The following is a 20,148-nucleotide window of genomic DNA, read 5'->3' on the forward strand; positions in this document are numbered from 1 at the left end:
TACGCGGTATTGGTCAGAGCCAGTAACTTACTGCATACCAGCCCAGCAATCCCATCACGACGGTGTACGGCAACGCCATCCACACCATCCGCCCGTACGATAAGCGCACCAGCGGTGCAATCGCCGACGTCAGCAGGAACAGAAACGCCGCCTGACCATTCGGCGTGGCTACGCTCGGCAGGTTGGTGCCGGTGTTGATTGCGATCGCCAAGGTCTCGAAATGCTCACGGCTCATGTGCCCGGCGAGGAATGCCTGCTTCACTTCGGTGATGTAAATGGTTGCGACGAACACGTTGTCGCTGATTGCCGACAACAAGCCGTTGGCAATGAACAGCATGCCTGGTTGTTGCTCCACCGGCAGCGCCAGCACCCATTGAATCAGCGGCGCAAACAACTGTTGATCGTGAATCACCGCGACCACCGCAAAAAACACCACCAGCAACGCTGTAAACGGCATAGCGTCCTTGAAGGCACTGCCCAGACGATGCTCATCGGTGATGCCGGTAAATGCGGTGATCAAAACAATCACCATCAGACCGATCAGACCGACTTCAGCAATGTGAAAGGCCAGGCAGCCGATCAGGATCAATGCCGCTGCACCTTGCACCAGCAGCGCAGCGCGTTGGCGCGGTGTACGCTCGGCGTCGTCTTCAGCGGCGTAGTTGGCCAGCACGGCACGCACGTTATCCGGCAGCAGCGTGCCGTAACCGAACCAGCGCAATTTCTCCAGCAACACACAGGTCACCAGGCCAGCTGCCAGCACCGGCATCGACACCGGTGCGACTTTCTGGAAGAACTCGGCGAAATGCCAACCCATTTCATGGCCGATCAGCAGGTTCTGCGGCTCGCCGACGAGTGTGCAGACACCGCCCAATGCCGTGCCGACGGCACCGTGCATCAGCAGGCTGCGCAGGAACGCGCGGAACTGTTCCAGATCGTTGTGATGCAGTTTGGGCAGGTTCTGGTCGTCGCCAAACTCACTGTCCTGACGCGGGTCATTGCCCGACGCCACCCGATGGTAGACCGAGTAAAAGCCGACAGCGGCGCTGATAATGACCGCCGTCACCGTTAGTGCATCGAGGAATGCCGAGAGAAACGCCGAAAGAAAACAGAACATCAGCGATAACATCGCTTTGGAGCGCACGCCCAACAACAGGCGCGAAAACAGATACAGCAGCAGATCCTTCATGAAGTAGATGCCCGCCACCATGAACATCAGCAGCAGGATCACCGGAAAATTGTGCAGCAACTCATCGTAAAGAGCCTGCGGCGTGGTCATCTTCAGCAGCAGTGCTTCGATCAACAACAAGCCGCCGGGCATCAATGGATAGCACTTGAGCGCCATCGCCAGGGTGAAGATGAATTCGATGACCAGCAACCAGCCAGCCGCGACGGGGCCAACCGTGAACAGGACCAGTGCATTGAGGATCAGAAAACCGACGATGGTCGCCTTGTACCAGCGCGGCGATTGACCGAGAAAGTTGTGCGCAAACGCCTGGGCCATTGAACCGGACATCGGTTGCTCCTTGTCTTTTAGAAGCGCGCAAGTTGCCGGATGCGTTGCCGAAGATCAAGTACAGTCCGTGTTTTTCAATCGTTAAGGTATCGCGCCACCATTGCCCGATAGTTGCCATCCAGCGAGTAGCCGCCCACGAGGATCGCATCATCCGCTTGCACGGCCAGTGAATTGGCCATGTCCAGGCTGCGACCCAAACGCGTACGCAGCCAGCCGTTGCCATCACCGAACGTTTGATCGAGGTGGCCGTCAGGTAAATAGCGCGCGACTACGAAGTCTGCCTCGAACCCGCCAATCGTCGCACCGACGGCGATAATCCGGCCGTCTTGCATGCGCTGGGCGGCATTCCACTGGCAACCGCTATGGCCGATGTCCAGCAGTTGCGGCAGGCCTGAGTTGCAATGTAGCTGCGCACGACCGTTACGATGCAGGTTCAGGGTCATGCAGCGAATCGGATCACGGCTGCTGCCGAAGCAGTGAAGATGCTCCGCCGACTCAACCACCTGATTGACCAGCGCGCCGTGTCCGTGGGCTGTGAAGGCCATGAAGCCATCGATAGCGAAGGTTTCGTCGAGCCGGCCATCCGCCAGGTAGCGCGCAAGCAGACCTTCCTGAGGGAAGCTCATTGAACCACCGACCAAAATCCGTCCGTCCTGTTGCAACGACAGACTGCTCAGCCAGGTGTTGAGGAGCAGATGACGAACCATGACAAAACCGCGACCGTTGAAAGTCTTGTCGAGTTGGCCATTGCCTGTGAGGCGAATCAGCATGCCCGCGTGGTCAGCGCATTCGAAGTGATGATTGGCAACCAACAGGATATGGCCGTCGTCCTGCACCGCCATGTCACACGCTTCGGCGCCCGGAATGCCCGGTGGCAGCCACTCGTCGAGTGTGCCCATCGACAGGTCGCCGGGCAGGCGTACCACCAGATAACCGTTATCGCCGAAATCCGGGTCCGGGCAACCCCGATCATCGAAAAGGGCAAGGCCGGGCAGGGTGCAATGGTCGGTCTCGTAGTGCAGGCCAGCCAGCAGAATTCTGCCGTCGGGCAGCAGCTGGACTTTGCCGGCCATGCTGCCGAACCCGGATGAAAACATGCCGATGACGCTACCCTGCCGACCGAAGCTCAAATCTGCCGAGCCGTCTGCGAGCAAGCGCGCCAGCCCGAAACAGCTACCGTTCCGGGTTTTGACTTTCGCTGCGACCAGCACGCGACCTTGCCGATCAACCGCGACACCGTGGGTCATGCTGGAAAGACTGTCGGCAAAATACACTTGAGCGATACCATTGCCGGCAAAAGCAGGGTCCAGTTGGCCGGCCTGGTTTATTCGCTCCAATCGGGTGCAAGAGCTCTGGGTCGACATGCACGCGTCTCCTTGCGAGTAGACCAATACCCTGGATTGGGAGGTTTACTGCATGAGCGGAACATTCAATCCCTGAAGCGGAAGAAGTACAACTGTTAGAACTAACAGGCGGAGGGTCAGACTGTGCCAGAACAGTGTCTTTTTGTACCAATAGCAAGTGTGCCAAGCAGTCGCGCCGAAAGCGCACGCTGAAAGTTGTACAAAAGTAAGCAGTGGGTAAATAGATAGTGCAACTAAGAAAACACGGGCGGATGACTCGAGGTCATCCGCATTGTTCCGGTATTAGTGCGGCATCGACCACGATTGCAACAGATGGCCTTCTTTGCTCAACTCGGCGCGAGCTTGTTGCAGCAGTTGCTCCAGTTGTGCCGGATCGGAATAGGCACTGCTTGGAATCTGCTTGCGACCAATGTGCGAGTTGGTGCGGTCGACGACGGTCAGGCTCAATTCGCCGTTGCCGTCTTGTGGCGCCCAAGCCACACATTGAAAGGGTTTGAAGGCGTGGTTGGCAATCAAAAGAGCTTCGTTGATACGGAGCGGGGCGGTCATGGGATCGTCTCTCTATAGTGCCCAATCAAATGATCTGCCGTCGGTTGGGCTTACCGTTCGGCTGGTTACTTGTACTGATGCACGCAACCCCGGGGCGGGTCACACTCGAAACAAAGAAATTTCAACTTTCTTACAAAAGCCTGGCTCACAGACGGGTTTTGAAAGCTTGTTGAAAGCTTTTCCGTAATGAAATAGTCGATAGCTAACTAACAACCGGGCTTCTTATAACGCGTTTGTTTGTACACCTATAAGCAATTGATACAAGGCGCTGTCAAAATCTTGCTAATGTTACAGTCGGGTCTGCCAAATGACTGTTTTTACAATCATTTCTAATATTTGGCGCCAAGGAACAGTCATGAGCGAAGCGCCTGCGTTAAGACGTTTATTGGTGGTCGACCCGTGCGACGACTGTCACCGCTTATTGCCCGGTTTGCGCGCGGTAGGCTGGGATGTCGACAGTTGTACGCTGGAAAATGCCACCGACCGCAGCTGCGATGTCGGCTTGCTGCGTTTGCAACCTTTTCACCTGGAACGGCCCGAAGCGGTCAAGGAACTGATCAGTCGCAGCGGCACGGAATGGATCGCTGTACTGAATCAGGAAGTGCTGCGCTTGCAGAACGTTGGCGACTTCGTCTGCGAATGGTTTTTCGATTTCCATACCCTGCCGTTCGACGTGTCGCGGGTGCAAGTTACCCTCGGCCGGGCATTCGGCATGGCCCGCCTGCGCGGGCAGGGCACGATTCACGTCGACCAGCCCGAACATGAATTGCTCGGCGACAGCAAACCGATCCGCGAACTGCGCAAATTGCTCAGCAAGCTGGCACCGACTGAATCGCCGGTATTGATCCGTGGCGAAAGCGGCACGGGTAAAGAGCTGGTCGCGCGCACCCTGCATCGGCAATCGCAGCGTCACAGCAAACCGTTTGTGGCGATCAATTGCGGGGCAATTCCCGAACACTTGATCCAGTCCGAGCTGTTCGGTCACGAAAAAGGTGCGTTTACCGGCGCGCATCAGCGCAAGGTCGGCCGTATCGAAGCGGCCAACGGCGGCACGTTGTTCCTTGATGAAATTGGCGACCTGCCGCTGGAGCTGCAGGCCAATCTGCTGCGTTTTCTTCAGGAAAAACACATTGAGCGCGTCGGTGGCAGTCAGCCGATTCCGGTAGATGTACGCGTGTTGGCAGCGACCCACGTCGATCTTGAGTCGGCGATCGAGAAGAAGCGCTTCCGCGAGGATTTGTACTACCGGCTCAATGTTCTGCAAGTGGTCACTGCACCTTTACGTGAACGGCACGGTGACTTGTCGATGCTGGCCAACCACTTTTCGCATTTCTACAGCCACGAAACCGGTCGACGTCCGCGCAGCTTCAGTGAAGATGCGCTGATTGCGATGGGTAAACACGATTGGCCGGGCAACGTGCGCGAACTGGCTAACCGCGTGCGGCGCGGCCTGGTGCTGGCCGAAGGGCGGCAGATCGAGGCCCGCGATTTAGGGTTGATCAGCCAGCATTCGATCGCGACACCGATGGGCACGCTGGAAGATTACAAAACCCGTGCTGAACGCCAGGCACTGTGCGATGTGTTGAACCGGCATAGCGACAATCTGAGCATTGCCGCGAAGGTGCTTGGCGTTTCCCGCCCCACGTTCTATCGCCTGTTACATAAACATCAGATTCGCTAGTTGGCTGAAGATCAAAAGATCGCAGCCTTCGGCAGCTCCTACCGGGATTACCAACATCCGATGTAGGAGCTGCCGAAGGCTGCGATCTTTTGCTGTTGCGCTGCTTAGAAGTAGTACGGGAATTTCAGGCTGAAGGAAAAATCCGGAGCATCGTCGGTCATGCCGATCGACAGGTTGGGTACGATGGTCAGGTTGTCGGTGGCCGCAATGGTCATGCCGACGTTGAAGTAACCGGCGTTGGCGTCGCTGGACACCACCGATTCCCAGTCCCCGCCATCCTGTTTCAGCTTGCTCTTGCGTTGCACCAGGTCAGACACCGAGAACGACATACTCATCTTTTCGTTCAGTGCAAAGGCGATACCGGCGCCGATCTGGAAGCTGTCGCCGATCTTCACCTTGCCCGGGTTCTTCTGGTTGACGGTGGAGCTGATGTCGTCAAATGATTCCTCAAGGTTATGCGTGTAGGACAGGCTGCCGAACAACACGGCCGGGTCAAACGTCTTGACCAGCGAGATGCCGGGAGTGATCGACCAGACGCCATTGCCCGTCGGTAGCGTGTCAGGCACGAAGAGGTTGGAGTTGGCATCGGTCTGACGCAGTTTGATCCCGAACGGGTCCTTGCCGGTTGGCGCCTTGACCCGCAAGGTGACGACCGCATCCGGCGTGTTGACGGACTCGTCGAGGAACTTGTACGCAATACCGAAGTTGACGTCGCCAATGGTTGGATCCTTGGTGACGGTTTCCTCGGTGGTAACGCCTGCCGCGCCTTCGTTGCCGCCACCCGATTGATACGTCGACTCGCGATATACCACGGGCACGTTCAGGTCAAACTGCCAGCGATTGTCGAAGTTGTAGCGGCCCGTGAGGTCGAGGGTCCAGGTATCGGCCTTGATTCGGTCCAGGTTGATGTTGCCGAGGAAAATCGAATCCAGGGCCAGGAATCCGTTGAGAATCAGCTGACGGGTGTCGTAGCGCGAATAGGTGATGCCCGTTTCGACGCTGAACTTGCCCCCGCCAAAGAAACCGCTGGCTTCGTCGTAAAGGTTCGACACGCTCTGTGCCGGTTGTGAATCGTCGGCCAACGATTGACCGTAAGAAGCGCCACTGCCCCCAGCTGCGCCTCCCGATGCGGCGGCCGCGCCCGTGCCTGTGGCGGCCCCGCTGGCAACGCGATTTCCTTTCATGTCTGACGGCGATTTGGCCAGCCTTTTTGGCGGTGGGGCGGCCGGCTGTTCTTCCACTTGGCGGACCCTTTGTTCAAGTACCGCCAGTGCTTGTTGCTGTACTTCGTACCGTTGTTTCAGTTCCAGAAGTTCCCGTTTAAGGGCTTCTACGTCGGCATCGGGAGCTGCTTGCAGCATCGCCGCCGGGAGAAGGGTACTCAAACACACTGCAGCACGCAGTGATACTGATCGATACATGAATAAGCCGTCCCTTTAAGCCCAATGATCGAGACTCAGCGTAGTTCAATATCCGATATTGCGTAGGGCCCCGAGTTGGGTCAGGTTGCAGTCCAGTGCACCGGCGCTTCTGCCGTTATTGTTTAATACGACGTTGAGTTGCGTGAGGTTGTTGACCACGTTGGCACTGCCCAGCAAGCGGGTATTTTGCAGCAGGCCGCCCTGAGCGACTTGTTGCAGCGCTGTGCCTTGATTGCCGCTGGCCTGAATGGCCATCTGTACGCCGCCACTGTTGGCCGAAACCTGGACGCTGCCTGCGCCGTTGCTGCCGCTGATGGTTTGCCCGGCAACCAGCGCCTGGCCTTGCGACGGCAGCAGCGCCGGCGCCTGACTGGCTTCACTGACGTTGATCGCGACGTTGTTGCTCGCGGTGTTGCCATCGCCCGCCGCGCGCACGCTTTGCGTCACACCCTGCGTGCTATTGAGGCCGGCGCCACCGATCACGGTGCCGTTGCCCAGTGTGGGAACACTGCCATTGCCCGACTCCTTGATGGTCGAGACGTAGAATTCCGGTTTGACGGTAGACGCTTGGACCTGCATCGAGGTGGCAGCCCCGATCAAGTCGCCGCTGGCATTGCGCCAAGTGCTACTCATGACGATGCCGAAGCTGATAATCCGCCCCGGCATGACATAACGACCACGCAGCTCTGCAAGCTCTTGGTCTTTGATTTCGATGGGTTTGAATCCGGCATGTGCAAAACCCGACGCACTCGCTGCCAGGCAGGCGGCGGCCAGCCAGTATGAGCTTTTCATCTGCTGCTCCCGGGACATCCAGTCCCACTCTCTAACTCGGCGATTAAAAGAAGTCGCTCTGAATGAACCCGAAATCCATCAATTCCGCATCTTTGACAGGGTTGAAACCATCCAGCTTGTTCTTTGCTGTCAGTGGCACCGGAGGACTGCGCAAAGCGTTAGCCTTGTCGTAACCAGGGCCTACGATGGCAAAGACAATGCCGTTCCAACCTTTGACAAAGTCATCGTGTTTGTAGCGTTTGTGGCCGAGAACCGGGTCTCCGATGTACACCCAATCCTTGTCTGAACGCTGCAGTACGACGAAATGCTTGTAGCCGCGAATGTCCATCAGGACCACCACCGGAATGGTCACCGCTTCGAGTTTCTCTGGCGGGATCCGGTAGCCTCGGGCACGCATGCCGATGCTTTCTACGTAGCGCTTCATGTCGAGCATGGAGAAGCCCTGGGTACGAACCAGGTCCTGGTCAGCGTTGACCAGCATGCCTTTGATGATGTGCTCCTCATCGACGTCGAGCCAGTAGGCTTGGCGCAGGACCGTTGCCAGTGCAGCAGCGCCGCAACTGAAATCGGTCTTTTGTTCGACGATGTCGGCAAACTTGCGCTCACGCAAGCTTTGCACGTCCTTGTAAACCAGCACGCCGCCGGGTAGGGCAGCCACTGGCATCTGCGCCGCCTGAGTCAGGCCACACAGACAAAGCAAAGCGAGGAGGGCGGGAGTTCGCATGATCGATACGCCTTGTGGAACCGAGGAAAAGCCCCGTTGCCGGGGCTTTCGTTTCGATCGCGATTACAGGCAGGCTCTGCAACCTGCGGCGATGGACAGCGAGTTGCTTTGTTGGTTGCCCACACCAGACGAGACGTTGGCTCCACCGTTGCCGGAGAAGTTGTTCATCGAGTTGGTCATGTTGGCATTGTTGACCACCGGCGCTTTCCAGCCGTCTTTGGTCATCACTTGCTGAGTGGTTACGCCAGCGAGGCCAAAGGTACCCACGGCTTCGAACTTGGCTTTCTGGTCATCGTTGCCACCATGGCCGCCGCCACGATTGCCGTAACCACCGTGATCATCATCTTCGATGGTTGCGGTGCCTTTGGCCTTAAACACGCCAGCAGCAGCATAAGTACCGGTGAGGGTGTCGGTTTTGTAGGTTTGCACGCCTTTGTTTTCTACCACCAGGCCAGTCGAGGACTGGTTGGCGGAAGCGGCGGCCTGAGCTACACGGCCACCCGAAACGGCGATCGCCAGGTTGTTTTTCTGCTGGTTGAAGTTGCCCGCACTGACGTTGATGCCGATGTTGCCGGAACCATTGTTGCCTGCGTTGTTGAGGTTGGCATTGTTGAAGGTCGACGAGTTTTTCACGTAGTTGTTGTTGTTGACCTGAGTCGCGCTCGAGGCTGCAACAGCGTTACCGAAGATGAAGCTCTCGTCAGCAGTGGCCAATGCAGCAGCGTTGTCCTGCTGGTTGCCGTCGCCGGCTGCAACGTTGGCGCCCATGTTGCCGTTGGAACCGTTGAGCGAGTCACTGGCGTTAGCGTTGTTCAGCGTGCCCTGGTTTTTTACCACGTTGCCGTCACTGTCTTGCACATCAAGCACAGCGGCGCCGGCACCCGCGGTGATTTGCAGCAGTTGTTCCAGGGTTGGACCTTTAGGCTGGTTATTGCCATGGCCGTTGCCGTGCCCATTACCATGATCGTCATCACGACCGCCTGCCTGTGCTGCGATTGCCATCACTGCTGCAAGTGCGAAAACCAGTGGTTTGAGAGCCATTGTAGGTTTCATGGTGTTTCTCCATCGTGCTTATTAGTTGGTTAAGTGTTGGTACTTTCTAATTGCACTGCTTTTGTTGTTTGGGTCAGTCAGCGACCCGGATGCTCAGGGTGTTAGCCATTCGGTTCCCCACCCCGGCACTCTGGTTCACCTGGATTACCCCGCGGCTGCCGGTGAAGGCCTGATCACTTGTCGTGACCTGGCGACTGCCGGGTGAGGTACCAGTTGCTCCTGAGCTCGGTAAAAACGCCACGTTCTGTTGCGAAAGGGCGCTGTCGTCAACGCTCTGCGGGGCAGCACTGATGCTGACGCGCGTCACGTTGGCCATCTGGTTGTTGGCCCCGGCGCCCTGGTTCACACCCAGGATCCCGTTGCCGTTACTGAAAGAGTTGCCGCCGATGTTGGCGCTGGCGTTGATCGAGCGACTGGCCGGCGTATCGATTTTCTGCATTACGCTGGTGTTGGCATGGGATTCGGTGCCGATGGCAATCGCCTTGGTATTGGCCTGTTGCATCTGGTCACCAGCGGCCTGGTTGACGTTGAAGTTGCCGCGGTATTGCGCCCCGGAATCCTGAATGTTTGCGCTATTGATCGAGCTTGGGTCGGCAGCCATGGCGCTGGTGCAACCGAGCAGGGCGAGCAGAAGAAAAGTGCGATTCATCTTATTGGCCTCCGGCCATTCGGGTCAGAGGGGCAAGGCCGGTGCTCATGGCGCGGTTGACCGTATTGGAGATCGAGCCTCCCGCGCCGCCGCCACTGCCGGTTCTCATGCCAGGCAAGCCGTTGGTATTGGTCAGAGTGTTCATGCCGGGAAGGTTCGAGCTGGGCGTGGTCATGTTGCCGCGAATTGATGAGCCACTCGCGACACTGGCGAAGTCACCGTCACTGAGTTCGGTGCTGCTCAAGGTCTGATTGATGCGTGCCGACGGGTTGGCATTGACGGTGGTCGGGTAGGGGTCTTTGCCACCGTTGCGACCGATAGGAATAGGTTGAACGTCGCGATTGAGGACGATGACGCCATTACCTTCCGCCTGCACATTGAGGCTGATCAATGTGCTGGCTGCTGATCCGATCAGCAGGAGGCAGGTCATGCTCTTTTTGAAATTCCCCACGGCAGCAATTCCTTCTTCAGTGGGCTGGCCCTAGTCAGCGTTGTGAAGGAGAGAGCGAAAGCTGTGCCGCTTTTTAAATGTTTCGTGATTTCAAATGCTTACATGAATTGAACAAAGATTTGATACACGAACTGTTTCATTGTTGAAACACGCACAGTGACACCGACCTGTCTATTGGCTGAACAAAGCTCTGGAACGAGGGTTTGCGGCGATGTGTTTCAACTACGTAACAGGCCGACCGACAAAACGGTCAAGACTGTTGAAACGGCCACTTTGCCGTCAGGTGTGTGTTTCAGGAATGGACACATTTCCCCCAGAACAGGGGAAAACGGTGGGGCAGGAGCCTCTTGATCGGGGTTATTCGGCCAGCAGTTGCGCAACAGCTGCAAAAGCTTGCGCCTGGCGCCCGGCCCAATCGCCCTGAATGATTTGCACGGATTGGTGATGTTGCTCAAGCCAGGCGCGCGTGGCGTTGAAGAAGGCCAGACGCTGCTCCGGATCCGGCTGGCAGCGTTGACCGTCATCGGTCCAGTCGATGTGCTCCGGAGATAGCAGCAGGTGCAAGTCGTATTGGCGTGCCAACAGCTGGGGTTCGAGCCAGGCCGGGCAGGCACCGAACAGCGTCTGGCTCCACAAAATGTTGCTCAGCAGGTGCGTGTCGAGAATCAGCAGCGCCGGTCTTTGCGCACGAGCCTGATCTTCCCATTGCAACTGACCCCGGGCGATTTCGGGGATGTCTGCCAGGCAAGTGTCGCGCGGGTTCTGCTCAATGAACCAGCGCACGTATTCGTCCACCCGCACGCCGCCGAATTGTTGCTGAAGGCCCGCCGCCAGCCAGCTCTTGCCGGTGGATTCAGGCCCGGTAAGCACCACGACTTTCATGTGCGCAACGCCGGGTCGGCGCGCCATTCACGATAGCCTTGCACCGCGATCAAGGTGAACAGGCCGTACAAGGCTGCCGTCAGGTACAGATCCTTATAGATGAACAGCCCGACAAAGATCACATCGAGGACAAACCACAGCGCCCAGCACTGCAGACGTTTCTGCGCCATCCACAACTGTGCAACCAGGCTGAACGCCGTCAACGCTGCGTCGAGCCAAGGCTGCGCGGCATCCGTCCAGTGCGCCATGGCCGCGCCCAGCAGCAGGCTGCCGACAGCGCCGACGCTGAGCCCGATCAGAATTGAACGCTGATCGAGACGTGTGACCTGCCGCCCGTCGTGCATCGTCCCGGCCCGCGTCCACTGCCACCAGCCGTAGACCTGCAGCGCGGCGTAGATGACTTGCAGCAACATGTCGGAATACAGCTTCACCTCAAAGAAGATCCAGCTGTAGAGCAGGACCATGACCAGCCCGATCGGCCAGCACCATGGATTCTGTTTGACCGTCAGCCAGACGGCGATCACGCCGAGGGTGGCGGCAAACAGTTCAAGCCCGGACATGGAGGTTCCTTGGGGGGACATAAAGAAGGGAGCGGATTGTACCCAAAAAACTGTAGGAGTGAGCCTGCTCGCGATAGCGCTCTATCAGCCAACATTAGTGTTGCTGACAAAACCGCTATCGCGAGCAGGCTCACTCCTACAGGGGGGAGGTCAGACGCGGAACTGGCGTAGCAGGCCGTTGAGTTGTTCGCTCAGTTGGCCGAGCTTCACGCTGGCGGCACTCGACTGTTCGGCCGCAATCGCCGTGCTGTGCGAGAGGCCCGCCGCCTGGGTAACGTTCTGATTGATGTCCTCGACCACATGCGCCTGTTGCAGCGTGGCGCTGGCAATCGACGCATTCAGGCCATTGAGGTTACGCAGCGCCTGGCCAATCGCATTCAAACTGGCACCGGCCAGCCCGGCTTGCTCGATGGTCAGTTGCGACGCCTTGCTGCTGTCGCCGATGACCTTCACGGCGGCTTCGGAATGGTTCTGCAGACGTTCGATCATCGACTGGATTTCCGCTGTCGACTTCTGCGTCCGCTGTGCCAGCAGGCGTACTTCATCCGCCACCACGGCAAACCCGCGACCTTGCTCACCGGCCCGCGCCGCTTCGATCGCGGCGTTGAGCGCGAGCAGGTTGGTCTGCTCGGCAATCGAGCGGATCACTTCCAGTACGCTGCCAATCTGAGTGCTTTCGGCCGCGAGGGTGCGAATCACCTCAACCGCTTGATCGATGGTCCCGGAAAGCTTGTCGATCTGTTGCAGGCTGCCGTCGATGTTGATCTGGCCTTGCTGCGCCTGCGCTTCGGCATCGCGCATTTCAGCGGCGGCATGCTCGGCGTTCTTCGCCACGTCCTGTACGCCGTAGGTCACCTCGTTGATCGCGGTGGCCACCAGTTCCATCTGCTGCGATTGCTGTTGGCTGCGTTGCTGCGCCTGCGAGGCGTCGCTGCCCAGCTCGCTGGACGATTGGCCCAGTGCGCTGGCCGAGACCTGCAAGTCACCGATCACCCGGCGCAGTTTGGCGGTGAAAGCATTGAAGTGATGCGCCAGTTCGGTGACTTCATCCTTGCCGTGGGTATCGAGGCTACGCGTCAGGTCGCTTTCGCCGCTGGCGATGTTGGCCATCGCGTTCACGGTTTCCTGCAACGGGCGCACGATGCTGCGGGCGATCAGGATAACCAGCAAGGCCATGATCATGGCAATCGCCAAGCCGATGATCGTGGCTTTGATCACCTGGCCCTTGAATTCCGCCTGCACATCGTCGACGTAAACGCCCGAGCCGATCACCCAGCCCCACGGTTCGAACAGCTTGACGTACGAGGTCTTCGCCACCGGCTCACTGGCCCCGGGTTTTGGCCAACGGTAGTCGACCATGCCGGCGCCCTTGGCGCGGGCGATGGCGACCATTTCGTTGAACACCGCAAAACCATCCGGATCACGGATCGCCGAGAGGTTCTGGCCTTCGAGTTTGGGGTTGGTCGGGTGCATGACCATCACGGGCGTGAGGTCGTTGATCCAGAAATAGTCACTCTGGTCATAACGCAGTCCGCGAATCGCTGTCAGCGCCTGCTTCTGCGCCGCGTCTTTGGTTAAAGTGCCGGCGGTTTCGAGGTCGTGGTAATAGGTCAGCAGGCCGCTGGCGGTTTGCACCACATGCTGGGTTTTCTGCGCTTTGGCGTGATACAGGTCATCGTGGATCTGCTTGAGCATCAATACGCCCAAGGTCAGCAACATGACCACCGCCACAATCAAAATGAGCCACAAGCGTCGGCTGATCGACACACTGCGCAAGCTGTTCATAACGCTGTCACTCCGGATTCTTGTTTTTGTAATAAACGATCGCCAGCATCCAACCACGTTTACGTGGGCGGGCATACGCGACCCAAGTCGTATAACGCAGCAGCGCTATTAAGGCTTGTCTGATAGGATTTCGGCCCCGCGCGTAAAAACCTGAATCCAAGTTGATATTTCACGGAATTTTGACTGTTTGGTCTGGATCCTGTGCGCGCGGAATCGGTACAGCATTTACCAGCTACGCTGATCGCAGTGAACGTAAAAAAATACTATCGGGGCATGCCGGCGCGCATCGCTCTTTGGGGGATTGATGGATCTTTGGACGGCCTTGCAGGCACTGATACTAGGAGTTGTAGAGGGGCTGACGGAGTTTTTGCCCATTTCCAGTACCGGACACCAGATCATTGTTGCCGACTTGCTCGACTTCGGTGGTGAGCGGGCCATGGCGTTCAACATCATCATCCAGCTCGGCGCGATCCTCGCGGTGGTCTGGGAATTTCGACGCAAGATCTTCGACGTGGTCATCGGCTTGCCGACTCAGCCCAGCGCACGGCGATTCACTGCCAACCTGCTGATCGCCTTTCTGCCCGCCGTGGTGTTGGGCGTGATCTTTGCCGATCTGATTCACGAATACCTGTTCAATCCGATTACGGTGGCAGCGGCATTGGTTGTCGGCGGTGTCATCATGTTGTGGGCGGAAAAGCGTCAGCACGAGGTGCATGCCGAAACCGTTGACGAGATTACCTGGAAAGATGCATTGAAAGTCGGCTTCGCCCAGTGTCTGGCGATGATTCCCGGCACCTCGCGTTCCGGCTCGACCATCATTGGCGGCCTGCTGTTTGGCCTGTCACGTAAAACCGCCACGGAGTTTTCGTTCTTCCTGGCGATGCCGACGATGGTCGGCGCAGCGGTCTATTCGGGTTACAAGTATCGCGACCTGTTTGTACCGGCAGACTTCCCGGTCTTTGCCATCGGTTTCATCACGGCGTTCATCTTTGCGATGATCGCCGTGCGCGGCTTGCTGAAGTTTATTGCCAGCCATAGTTATGCGGCGTTCGCCTGGTATCGGATCGGTTTTGGCCTGCTGATTCTCGCGACCTGGCAGTTCGGCTGGGTGGACTGGGCGGCGGCCAAGCCATGAGTGATTCCCGCGCACGCCGGCCTGAAGGGCGACCTTCGGGCGGTAACAACATCCAGAACCTGAAACTGAAACTGGTCGTTCTGCTGATCGTCTGTGCGCTGCCATTGTTCGGCTCGCTGTCGATGTGGCTGCGCGGGATATCGTGGGTGCCGTTGGCCGCTTATGGGGTCATCAGTGTGCTGGCGTTCTTCATGTATTGGGCCGACAAGCGCAAGGCGCGCGCCGATGCCTGGCGCACGCCGGAGAACATCCTCCACGCCGTGGAACTGGCCGGAGGCTGGCCCGGCGCGTTGATCGCCCAGCAGGTGTTCCGGCACAAGACGCGCAAGGTCTCGTTTCAGATTCTGTTCTGGGTGATTGTGCTGCTGCATCAGGTGTTCTGGATCGACCAGCTGTTTCTCGGCTCTAACCTGCTGGCGTTGTTCTAGTCGCCTGCACGAGTCCCTTTGTAGGAGCTGCCGAAGGCTGCGATCATTTGACTTTGATCTTCTAAAAAGCAAAATCAACAGATCACAGCCTTCGGCAGCTCCTACACAGGGATCGGGTTTACAGCAATAAACCGATTTGGGTTTTCTTCGGCAATTTGCTCACCACCAACTGGTGCGATCGCTGCAACAACCCCTGCAATTCCTCGGCACCCAAAGGGTAGGGCGGGTGCATGATGATCCACTGCGCCCGTGCCAGATACGGCGCCGGGTGAATGCCCGGGCGGTCGCAATGACCGAGAAACAGATCCTTGTCGACCTTGAATGCCAGTGAATCGCCGCGCAGTCCCTGCAAGGCAAACATCTTGTTGCCGGCAATCGAAAACACCCGCACGCCGCCCCACTTGTAATCTTCTCGCGCCCCCGGCAATGCCAGGCAGAATTCAGCGACGTCCGCTTCGCTCATCTTTCCCTTCTTCATAACAACCGCTCCCCACAGGCATTGAACGATTCGACCAGGTGATCGATCCATGCGCGCACCGCCGGCATCACTCCGCGCCGATGCGGATACACCGCTTGTAACCAGCCGCCGGGGAGTGACCACTCGGGCAGCAATTGCACCAGCGTGCCGTTTTGCAGTTCCTCTTCGCAATACATCATCGGTAGCAAAGTAAAACCCTGACCGGCCAGTACACAGGCTTTGCGCACAATAAAGTCATCAATGCCCAGTCGCGCTTCCATGTTCAGCTCGAAGCTTTCGCCCTGTTGATCGAGCAAGCGCACATGCACCAGGCGATCTGCCTCAAGCGCGCCGAGCACCGGCAGATTTTTCAGGTCTTGCGGATGGTTGATCGATTGGCCCTGTACAAAATCCGGGCTGGCAACCACGACCATTTGCGCCTGACGCAGGCGTCGGGTGACCAGCAATGGGTCTTCATCACCGTGTTCGCGTACGCGCAGCGCAACATCAAAGCCTTCGCCGACCAGATCGACCCGGCGATTGAGCAATACGACTTCCAGTTGCACCTGAGGAAATTTGCCGAGGAACTCGCTGATGACCCACGGCAACATTTCCCGGGCCAGGCCGGTGGGGCAAGAGACGCGCAGTCGACCACGTGGCTCGCTGGACATGCTCGCGACCGCCTCATCAGCCATTTCCGCTTCCAGCAGCATCGCCTGGCAGTGACGCAGATAACGTTCCCCCACCGCCGTGAGGTTGAGTTGACGGGTGGTGCGTTGCAGCAAACGTGCCCCGAGGCGCTCTTCGAGTTCGGCAATGCGCCGTGACAAACGCGATTTGGGAATGCCCAGCAGACGCCCGGCGGCAGCAAAGCCACCGGCCTCGACGACTTTGGCGAAATAGTAGAGATCGTTGAGGTCTTGCATGAGTGAATCCAGACTGTTCTATCAATGGGACAAACTATCGCATTTCAGGCGGCTAATCATCCATTGGTTTCTTGCGTAGGATTGTCTCCATTCCATCGCCAACGGCGATTCCTTCCAGGAGATTCCACATGAAACTGCTGCATATCGATTCGAGCATTCTGGGCGACAACTCGGCTTCCCGTCAGTTGAGCAGCCAAGTCGTCAAAGCCTGGCAAGTCGCCGAGCCGAGCGCTGTGGTGACTTACCGTGACCTGGCCGCCGACGCCATCAGCCACTTCTCGTCGACCACCCTGGTCGCCGCTGGCACCACCGCTGAACTGCGCAACGCCGCACAACAGCACGAAGCAGAATTGAGCGCCTCGACGCTGGCCGAGTTCATTGCTGCCGACGCCGTCGTTATCGCTGCGCCGATGTACAACTTCACCGTGCCGACTCAACTTAAAGCGTGGATCGACCGCGTTGCTGTCGCCGGTCAAACCTTCCGTTACACCGAAGCCGGCCCTGAAGGTCTGTGCGGTGGCAAGAAAGTGGTGATCGTATCCACTGCTGGCGGCATTCACGCTGGTCAAGCGAGCGGCATCGCCCACGAAGAATATCTGAAGCTGGTTCTCGGTTTCCTCGGCATCACCGACATCGAGATCGTTCGCGCCGAAGGCCTGGCCTACGGTGATGAAGTGCGCAACAACGCCATGACTGCCGCCCAAGCGAAGATCAGCGAGCAACTGTTTGCCGCAGCGTAAGGCCTGCGCAAAGAACAGCTGAGGTTCAGGTAACACCCAAAAAACTCTGTATTCTGGTTCCGCAAGGGCCAAATACGGAGTTTTTTGTTTCTGGCTGTTACATAATCTGGCCCGGGTTATGCAATCACAGAATCAGCGTCTGAATGCATTGTCGTACCGAAACGCCGAATCCCCGGCATTTCAGGCCCGCAACGCAACGGATCTTTCGATTGAGTAACAACAGGGTGGGGCATCCCATGATGCGTCTTTGTGCAACGTTACTGATTTGCCTGCTCAGCAGCCTGAATTCAGTGCAAGCGGCGCCTGGACGTCATCCTGTGTGGAGCGTCGGTTATCACGAGATGACCTTCCTCGATCCACTGGACCTGCAACCCATGCGGGCCATCGCGTTCTATCCCTCCAGCGACCGTGAGCACATGAGCCTGCTTGAGGGCTATTCAGTGGAGGCCGGCGAAGACACCAAAGTCGCCATTGGCCGCTTTCCGATGCTGATGCTTTCCCACGGCAACACCGGCACGCCGCTGGCGCTGCACGATCTGGCGACGTCGCTGGCGCGCAAAGGTTTTGTCGTGGTGGCGGTGATTCACCCCGGTGACAACTCCAAAGACCACAGCCGGCTGGGCACCCTGAGTAATCTTTACGGGCGGCCGATCCAGATTTCCGAAGCGATTACCGCGACCCTGGGCGACCGCATGCTTGCGCCGTATGTCAACGCCAATCAGGTCGGTGTGATCGGTTATTCGGCGGGGGGCGAAACCGCGTTGATTCTATCCGGTGCGCAACCGGATCTGGATCGCCTGCGGCGTTATTGCCAGGAACGGCCGGACGACCATGACGCCTGCAACACCCAAGGGGAACTGATCGTCGATCGCGATGACCTGCAGCCGGTGGCCGATCCGCGTGTCCACGCCTTGCTGTTGATGGCGCCGCTTAGCCTGAAATTCGGCCGTCATACCCTGGCCGATGTGCACGTGCCGGTGCTGCTCTATAGCGGCGATGGCGACAAACTGGTGGCCTTCGACAAGAACGCGGCGGCGCTGGCGCGCAAACTGCCAACAGCGCCGGATTTCAAATTACTGGCCGGGGCGGGGCACTTCGTCTTTATGGCGCCGTGTAATGAAGAGCAGATTCGCGCCATGCCGGCGTTGTGTACCGACGCTGATGGCGTGGATCGCGAGGACATTCACCGTAATCTGATCTCCGAGGCCGGACGGTTTTTCTCCCATGCGCTGGGCCAATCAACGCGTGCGGGTATGCAAACGGCGGATCAATAGATCAAAAGATCGCAGCCTTCGGCAGCTCCTGCAGGATGTACGCCATTCCCATGTAGGAGCTGCCGAAGGTTGCGATCTTTTGATCGTGTTTTTCAATCCTTCGCGCGACGCATCAGCATCAGGGTCAGCCCCAACCCAATCACCGACAACAACGCTGCACTGAAGAAAATCCACGCATACCCAAGATTCAACGCCACCGCGCCCATCAACGGCCCGGCAATCGCCAGCGCCAGATCGAAGAACACCGCGTAAGCACCCAGCCCGGAACCACGGCTGGAGCTGGGCACTTGCTTGATCGCTTCTACACCCAAAGCTGGATACACCAGCGACAAGCCAAACCCGGCCAGCCCCGCGCCGATCAAGGCAAAAGCGGTGGACGGCGCCAGCCACAACAGCACCAGCCCCACGGTTTCTATAGTCATACATGCAATGGCTGACCTGAAGCCACCGAAGCGACTGATCGCCGAGATAAACATCAGCCGTGACAGGATGAAGCACACGCCAAACACCGTCAGGCAGTACGCCGCACCGGTCCAGCCACGGTTGAGGTAATAAAGCGTGATGAAGGTGGTCAGCGTGCCGTAGCCGATTGAGGCGAGGGTCAGGCTGGCCCCATACGGGGCAATCCGTCCGAACACCGCCCAGAATGGCAGCCGTTCGCCACGGATCACCGGCACCGACGGTTTATTGCGGATCAGCAGCAGTGCGCCGGCCGCGAGGACCGCCAGCGCGATGCCGAGGCTGGTGAAACCGTAATCGGCGACCATTACCACACCCAGCGGCGCCCCAATGGCAATCGCGCCATAGGAAGCGATGCCGTTCCAGCCAATGGATTTTGCGGTGTGCTCGACGCCGACCTGGCCCATGCACCAACTGATCGTGCCGACGCCAATCAGCCCTTGCGCGATGCCGAGCAGCAAGCGCCCGATAATCAAAATGATCAGGCTGGTCAGCGGAAAGTCTTGCAGCAGCGTAGAGACCAAGGTCAGCAAGCCGCTGAGGACAATCCCCCACAAGCCATAAATGATCGCCCGCTTAGTGCCGACCGTATCCGACATGCGCCCGGCCATTGGCCGGCTGAGCAGGGTGGCCAGGTATTGCGAGCCAATCACCAGCCCGGCAATGACCGCGCTGAAACCCAATTGCTCGTGCACATAACCGGGCAACACTGCGATCGGCAAACCGATGCAGAGAAACGCAATAAAGGTATAGAAAACGATGGAGACGATCTGCAGGGTGATCGCCATGGAGCTTTGCGGTGGCTGTTGCTGCGCAGACATGAGAACTCGTTCGCGGGCGGCGGTGGGAGAGTTCGAGCATCATGGCGTGGGCTTGCGATAAAAGAAAGCAGGCTAACTACTTTCCCAAAAGATTGACCGATCGTTCCCACGCTCTGCGTGGTAACGCCGCCACGGACGCTCCGCGTCCCGCTCGTGTGACGCGGAGCGTCACGGGATGCATTCCCACGCAGAGCGTGGGAACGATCAGCACCCTGAATGCAAAAAGCCCCGTCACATGGACAGGGCTTTAGCTTGGAGCTAACAGCGCAACACTAGAAGCTGCTGTTTAGAACACAACACCCTGACTACGCAGGTAGTCATCGTAGGTGCCGCTGAAGTCAGTCACGCCATCCGGGGTCAGCTGTTGGGGATTGCGCTGGCGGGTCTCGCCGGCCTGACCCTCGCGGTGCCGCTGGTGTGCCTCGGCTCGATCTATTCGCTGGCCGGCCACGAGCTGACGCCGCTGTTCGGTCAGCCGGAA

20 protein-coding genes and 1 pseudogene are annotated in these 20,148 nt (G+C 58.2%); 6 read left to right on the top strand and 15 right to left on the bottom strand.

The genetic code is table 11. The features are described from left to right. Positions 1-13: 13 nt before the first annotated feature. From nhaB to ACIPIZ_RS10805, 3 genes are all read right to left on the bottom strand, one after another. A complete protein-coding gene (nhaB, locus tag ACIPIZ_RS10795) occupies positions 14-1,516 on the bottom strand; it encodes a sodium/proton antiporter NhaB (RefSeq protein WP_064391125.1) in 1,503 nt (500 codons plus the stop codon). 74 nt (positions 1,517-1,590) lie between these two features. Continuing rightward, positions 1,591-2,880, bottom strand: coding sequence for a hypothetical protein (locus ACIPIZ_RS10800; protein ID WP_236429811.1), 1,290 nt, complete (start codon positions 2,878-2,880; stop codon positions 1,591-1,593). Positions 2,881-3,162: 282 nt separating this feature from the next. Then, positions 3,163-3,429 (bottom strand): hypothetical protein, encoded by a 267-nt coding sequence (locus ACIPIZ_RS10805; RefSeq protein ID WP_064391127.1) that lies wholly within the window; start codon positions 3,427-3,429, stop codon positions 3,163-3,165. Between the two features lie 355 nt (positions 3,430-3,784). On the opposite strand from ACIPIZ_RS10805, the gene ACIPIZ_RS10810 reads away from it, so the two are divergent. Continuing rightward, positions 3,785-5,110 (top strand): sigma-54 dependent transcriptional regulator, encoded by a 1,326-nt coding sequence (locus ACIPIZ_RS10810; protein WP_236429802.1) that lies wholly within the window; start codon positions 3,785-3,787, stop codon positions 5,108-5,110. 104 nt (positions 5,111-5,214) lie between these two features. Here the strand turns inward: ACIPIZ_RS10810 and ACIPIZ_RS10815 are convergent, their stop codons facing one another. From ACIPIZ_RS10815 to ACIPIZ_RS10855, 9 genes are all read right to left on the bottom strand, one after another. Next, a complete protein-coding gene (locus ACIPIZ_RS10815; protein WP_105708189.1) occupies positions 5,215-6,531 on the bottom strand; it encodes a hypothetical protein in 1,317 nt (438 codons plus the stop codon). A gap of 45 nt (positions 6,532-6,576) precedes the next feature. Beyond that, complete coding sequence (locus ACIPIZ_RS10820; protein ID WP_064391130.1) at positions 6,577-7,323, bottom strand: hypothetical protein; 747 nt, start codon at positions 7,321-7,323, stop codon at positions 6,577-6,579. 43 nt (positions 7,324-7,366) lie between these two features. Then, the gene (locus ACIPIZ_RS10825; protein WP_064391131.1) at positions 7,367-8,047 is read right to left on the bottom strand and encodes a C39 family peptidase; all 681 of its coding nucleotides are present in this window, start codon (positions 8,045-8,047) and stop codon (positions 7,367-7,369) included. Positions 8,048-8,110: 63 nt separating this feature from the next. Continuing rightward, the gene (locus ACIPIZ_RS10830) at positions 8,111-9,100 is read right to left on the bottom strand and encodes a hypothetical protein (protein WP_064391132.1); all 990 of its coding nucleotides are present in this window, start codon (positions 9,098-9,100) and stop codon (positions 8,111-8,113) included. 73 nt (positions 9,101-9,173) lie between these two features. Beyond that, on the bottom strand, positions 9,174-9,749 hold the full coding sequence (locus tag ACIPIZ_RS10835) for a hypothetical protein (RefSeq protein WP_064391133.1): 576 nt from the start codon (positions 9,747-9,749) through the stop codon (positions 9,174-9,176). Between the two features lies 1 nt (position 9,750). Further along, positions 9,751-10,200, bottom strand: a complete 450-nt coding sequence (locus ACIPIZ_RS10840) for a hypothetical protein (RefSeq protein ID WP_064391134.1) — start codon at positions 10,198-10,200, stop codon at positions 9,751-9,753. A gap of 357 nt (positions 10,201-10,557) precedes the next feature. Next, a complete protein-coding gene (locus ACIPIZ_RS10845; protein ID WP_064391172.1) occupies positions 10,558-11,082 on the bottom strand; it encodes an AAA family ATPase in 525 nt (174 codons plus the stop codon). Then, positions 11,079-11,642 (bottom strand): nicotinamide riboside transporter PnuC, encoded by a 564-nt coding sequence (pnuC, locus tag ACIPIZ_RS10850; RefSeq protein WP_122855152.1) that lies wholly within the window; start codon positions 11,640-11,642, stop codon positions 11,079-11,081. The genes ACIPIZ_RS10845 and pnuC overlap by 4 nt, the downstream gene beginning before the upstream one ends. A 150-nt stretch (positions 11,643-11,792) precedes the next feature. Then, the gene (locus ACIPIZ_RS10855) at positions 11,793-13,427 is read right to left on the bottom strand and encodes a methyl-accepting chemotaxis protein (protein WP_122660498.1); all 1,635 of its coding nucleotides are present in this window, start codon (positions 13,425-13,427) and stop codon (positions 11,793-11,795) included. A 304-nt stretch (positions 13,428-13,731) separates the two neighbouring features. On the opposite strand from ACIPIZ_RS10855, the gene ACIPIZ_RS10860 reads away from it, so the two are divergent. Continuing rightward, entirely contained in the window at positions 13,732-14,562 is an 831-nt protein-coding gene (locus ACIPIZ_RS10860) for an undecaprenyl-diphosphate phosphatase (RefSeq protein WP_064391137.1), read from the top strand. Beyond that, positions 14,559-14,990, top strand: coding sequence for a DUF1294 domain-containing protein (locus ACIPIZ_RS10865; protein WP_105708195.1), 432 nt, complete (start codon positions 14,559-14,561; stop codon positions 14,988-14,990). Before ACIPIZ_RS10860 ends, ACIPIZ_RS10865 begins: the two co-directional genes overlap by 4 nt. Positions 14,991-15,108: 118 nt before the next feature. Here ACIPIZ_RS10865 and ACIPIZ_RS10870 read toward each other — a convergent pair whose 3' ends face one another. Further along, entirely contained in the window at positions 15,109-15,468 is a 360-nt protein-coding gene (locus tag ACIPIZ_RS10870; RefSeq protein WP_064391139.1) for an MmcQ/YjbR family DNA-binding protein, read from the bottom strand. Beyond that, positions 15,465-16,373 carry a LysR substrate-binding domain-containing protein gene (locus ACIPIZ_RS10875; protein WP_064391140.1) on the bottom strand — a complete coding sequence of 303 codons (909 nt, stop codon included), beginning with the start codon at positions 16,371-16,373 and terminating at the stop codon, positions 15,465-15,467. The genes ACIPIZ_RS10870 and ACIPIZ_RS10875 overlap by 4 nt, the downstream gene beginning before the upstream one ends. Positions 16,374-16,501: 128 nt before the next feature. Between ACIPIZ_RS10875 and ACIPIZ_RS10880 the strand changes: the two genes are divergently transcribed. Both ACIPIZ_RS10880 and ACIPIZ_RS10885 read left to right on the top strand, forming a co-directional pair. Further along, positions 16,502-17,113 carry an FMN-dependent NADH-azoreductase gene (locus ACIPIZ_RS10880; RefSeq protein WP_064391141.1) on the top strand — a complete coding sequence of 204 codons (612 nt, stop codon included), beginning with the start codon at positions 16,502-16,504 and terminating at the stop codon, positions 17,111-17,113. A gap of 236 nt (positions 17,114-17,349) precedes the next feature. After that, positions 17,350-18,387, top strand: coding sequence for an alpha/beta hydrolase family protein (locus ACIPIZ_RS10885; protein ID WP_401165263.1), 1,038 nt, complete (start codon positions 17,350-17,352; stop codon positions 18,385-18,387). Positions 18,388-18,479: 92 nt separating this feature from the next. Here the strand turns inward: ACIPIZ_RS10885 and ACIPIZ_RS10890 are convergent, their stop codons facing one another. Next, positions 18,480-19,667 carry an MFS transporter gene (locus ACIPIZ_RS10890; RefSeq protein ID WP_401165265.1) on the bottom strand — a complete coding sequence of 396 codons (1,188 nt, stop codon included), beginning with the start codon at positions 19,665-19,667 and terminating at the stop codon, positions 18,480-18,482. A 376-nt stretch (positions 19,668-20,043) separates the two neighbouring features. Between ACIPIZ_RS10890 and ACIPIZ_RS10895 the strand changes: the two are divergent. Further along, positions 20,044-20,148 (top strand): annotated as a pseudogene (locus ACIPIZ_RS10895) (chemotaxis protein CheW); the annotation flags it as partial.

The sequence above is a fragment of the Pseudomonas sp. NPDC087690 genome (assembly GCF_044743175.1).
GTDB lineage: Bacteria > Pseudomonadota > Gammaproteobacteria > Pseudomonadales > Pseudomonadaceae > Aquipseudomonas.

Coding starts and splice junctions, on each gene's coding strand:
- ACIPIZ_RS10830 (WP_064391132.1), bottom strand. CDS start 9,100: ATGAAACCTACAATGGCTCTCAAACCACTGGTTTTCGCACTTGCAGCA.
- ACIPIZ_RS10825 (WP_064391131.1), bottom strand. CDS start 8,047: ATGCGAACTCCCGCCCTCCTCGCTTTGCTTTGTCTGTGTGGCCTGACT.
- ACIPIZ_RS10855 (WP_122660498.1), bottom strand. CDS start 13,427: ATGAACAGCTTGCGCAGTGTGTCGATCAGCCGACGCTTGTGGCTCATT.
- ACIPIZ_RS10875 (WP_064391140.1), bottom strand. CDS start 16,373: ATGCAAGACCTCAACGATCTCTACTATTTCGCCAAAGTCGTCGAGGCC.
- ACIPIZ_RS10810 (WP_236429802.1), top strand. CDS start 3,785: ATGAGCGAAGCGCCTGCGTTAAGACGTTTATTGGTGGTCGACCCGTGC.
- ACIPIZ_RS10885 (WP_401165263.1), top strand. CDS start 17,350: ATGATGCGTCTTTGTGCAACGTTACTGATTTGCCTGCTCAGCAGCCTG.
- ACIPIZ_RS10890 (WP_401165265.1), bottom strand. CDS start 19,667: ATGTCTGCGCAGCAACAGCCACCGCAAAGCTCCATGGCGATCACCCTG.
- ACIPIZ_RS10870 (WP_064391139.1), bottom strand. CDS start 15,468: ATGAAGAAGGGAAAGATGAGCGAAGCGGACGTCGCTGAATTCTGCCTG.
- ACIPIZ_RS10815 (WP_105708189.1), bottom strand. CDS start 6,531: ATGTATCGATCAGTATCACTGCGTGCTGCAGTGTGTTTGAGTACCCTT.
- ACIPIZ_RS10835 (WP_064391133.1), bottom strand. CDS start 9,749: ATGAATCGCACTTTTCTTCTGCTCGCCCTGCTCGGTTGCACCAGCGCC.
- nhaB (WP_064391125.1), bottom strand. CDS start 1,516: ATGTCCGGTTCAATGGCCCAGGCGTTTGCGCACAACTTTCTCGGTCAA.
- ACIPIZ_RS10880 (WP_064391141.1), top strand. CDS start 16,502: ATGAAACTGCTGCATATCGATTCGAGCATTCTGGGCGACAACTCGGCT.
- ACIPIZ_RS10860 (WP_064391137.1), top strand. CDS start 13,732: ATGGATCTTTGGACGGCCTTGCAGGCACTGATACTAGGAGTTGTAGAG.
- pnuC (WP_122855152.1), bottom strand. CDS start 11,642: ATGTCCGGGCTTGAACTGTTTGCCGCCACCCTCGGCGTGATCGCCGTC.
- ACIPIZ_RS10805 (WP_064391127.1), bottom strand. CDS start 3,429: ATGACCGCCCCGCTCCGTATCAACGAAGCTCTTTTGATTGCCAACCAC.
- ACIPIZ_RS10820 (WP_064391130.1), bottom strand. CDS start 7,323: ATGAAAAGCTCATACTGGCTGGCCGCCGCCTGCCTGGCAGCGAGTGCG.
- ACIPIZ_RS10800 (WP_236429811.1), bottom strand. CDS start 2,880: ATGTCGACCCAGAGCTCTTGCACCCGATTGGAGCGAATAAACCAGGCC.
- ACIPIZ_RS10845 (WP_064391172.1), bottom strand. CDS start 11,082: ATGAAAGTCGTGGTGCTTACCGGGCCTGAATCCACCGGCAAGAGCTGG.
- ACIPIZ_RS10865 (WP_105708195.1), top strand. CDS start 14,559: ATGAGTGATTCCCGCGCACGCCGGCCTGAAGGGCGACCTTCGGGCGGT.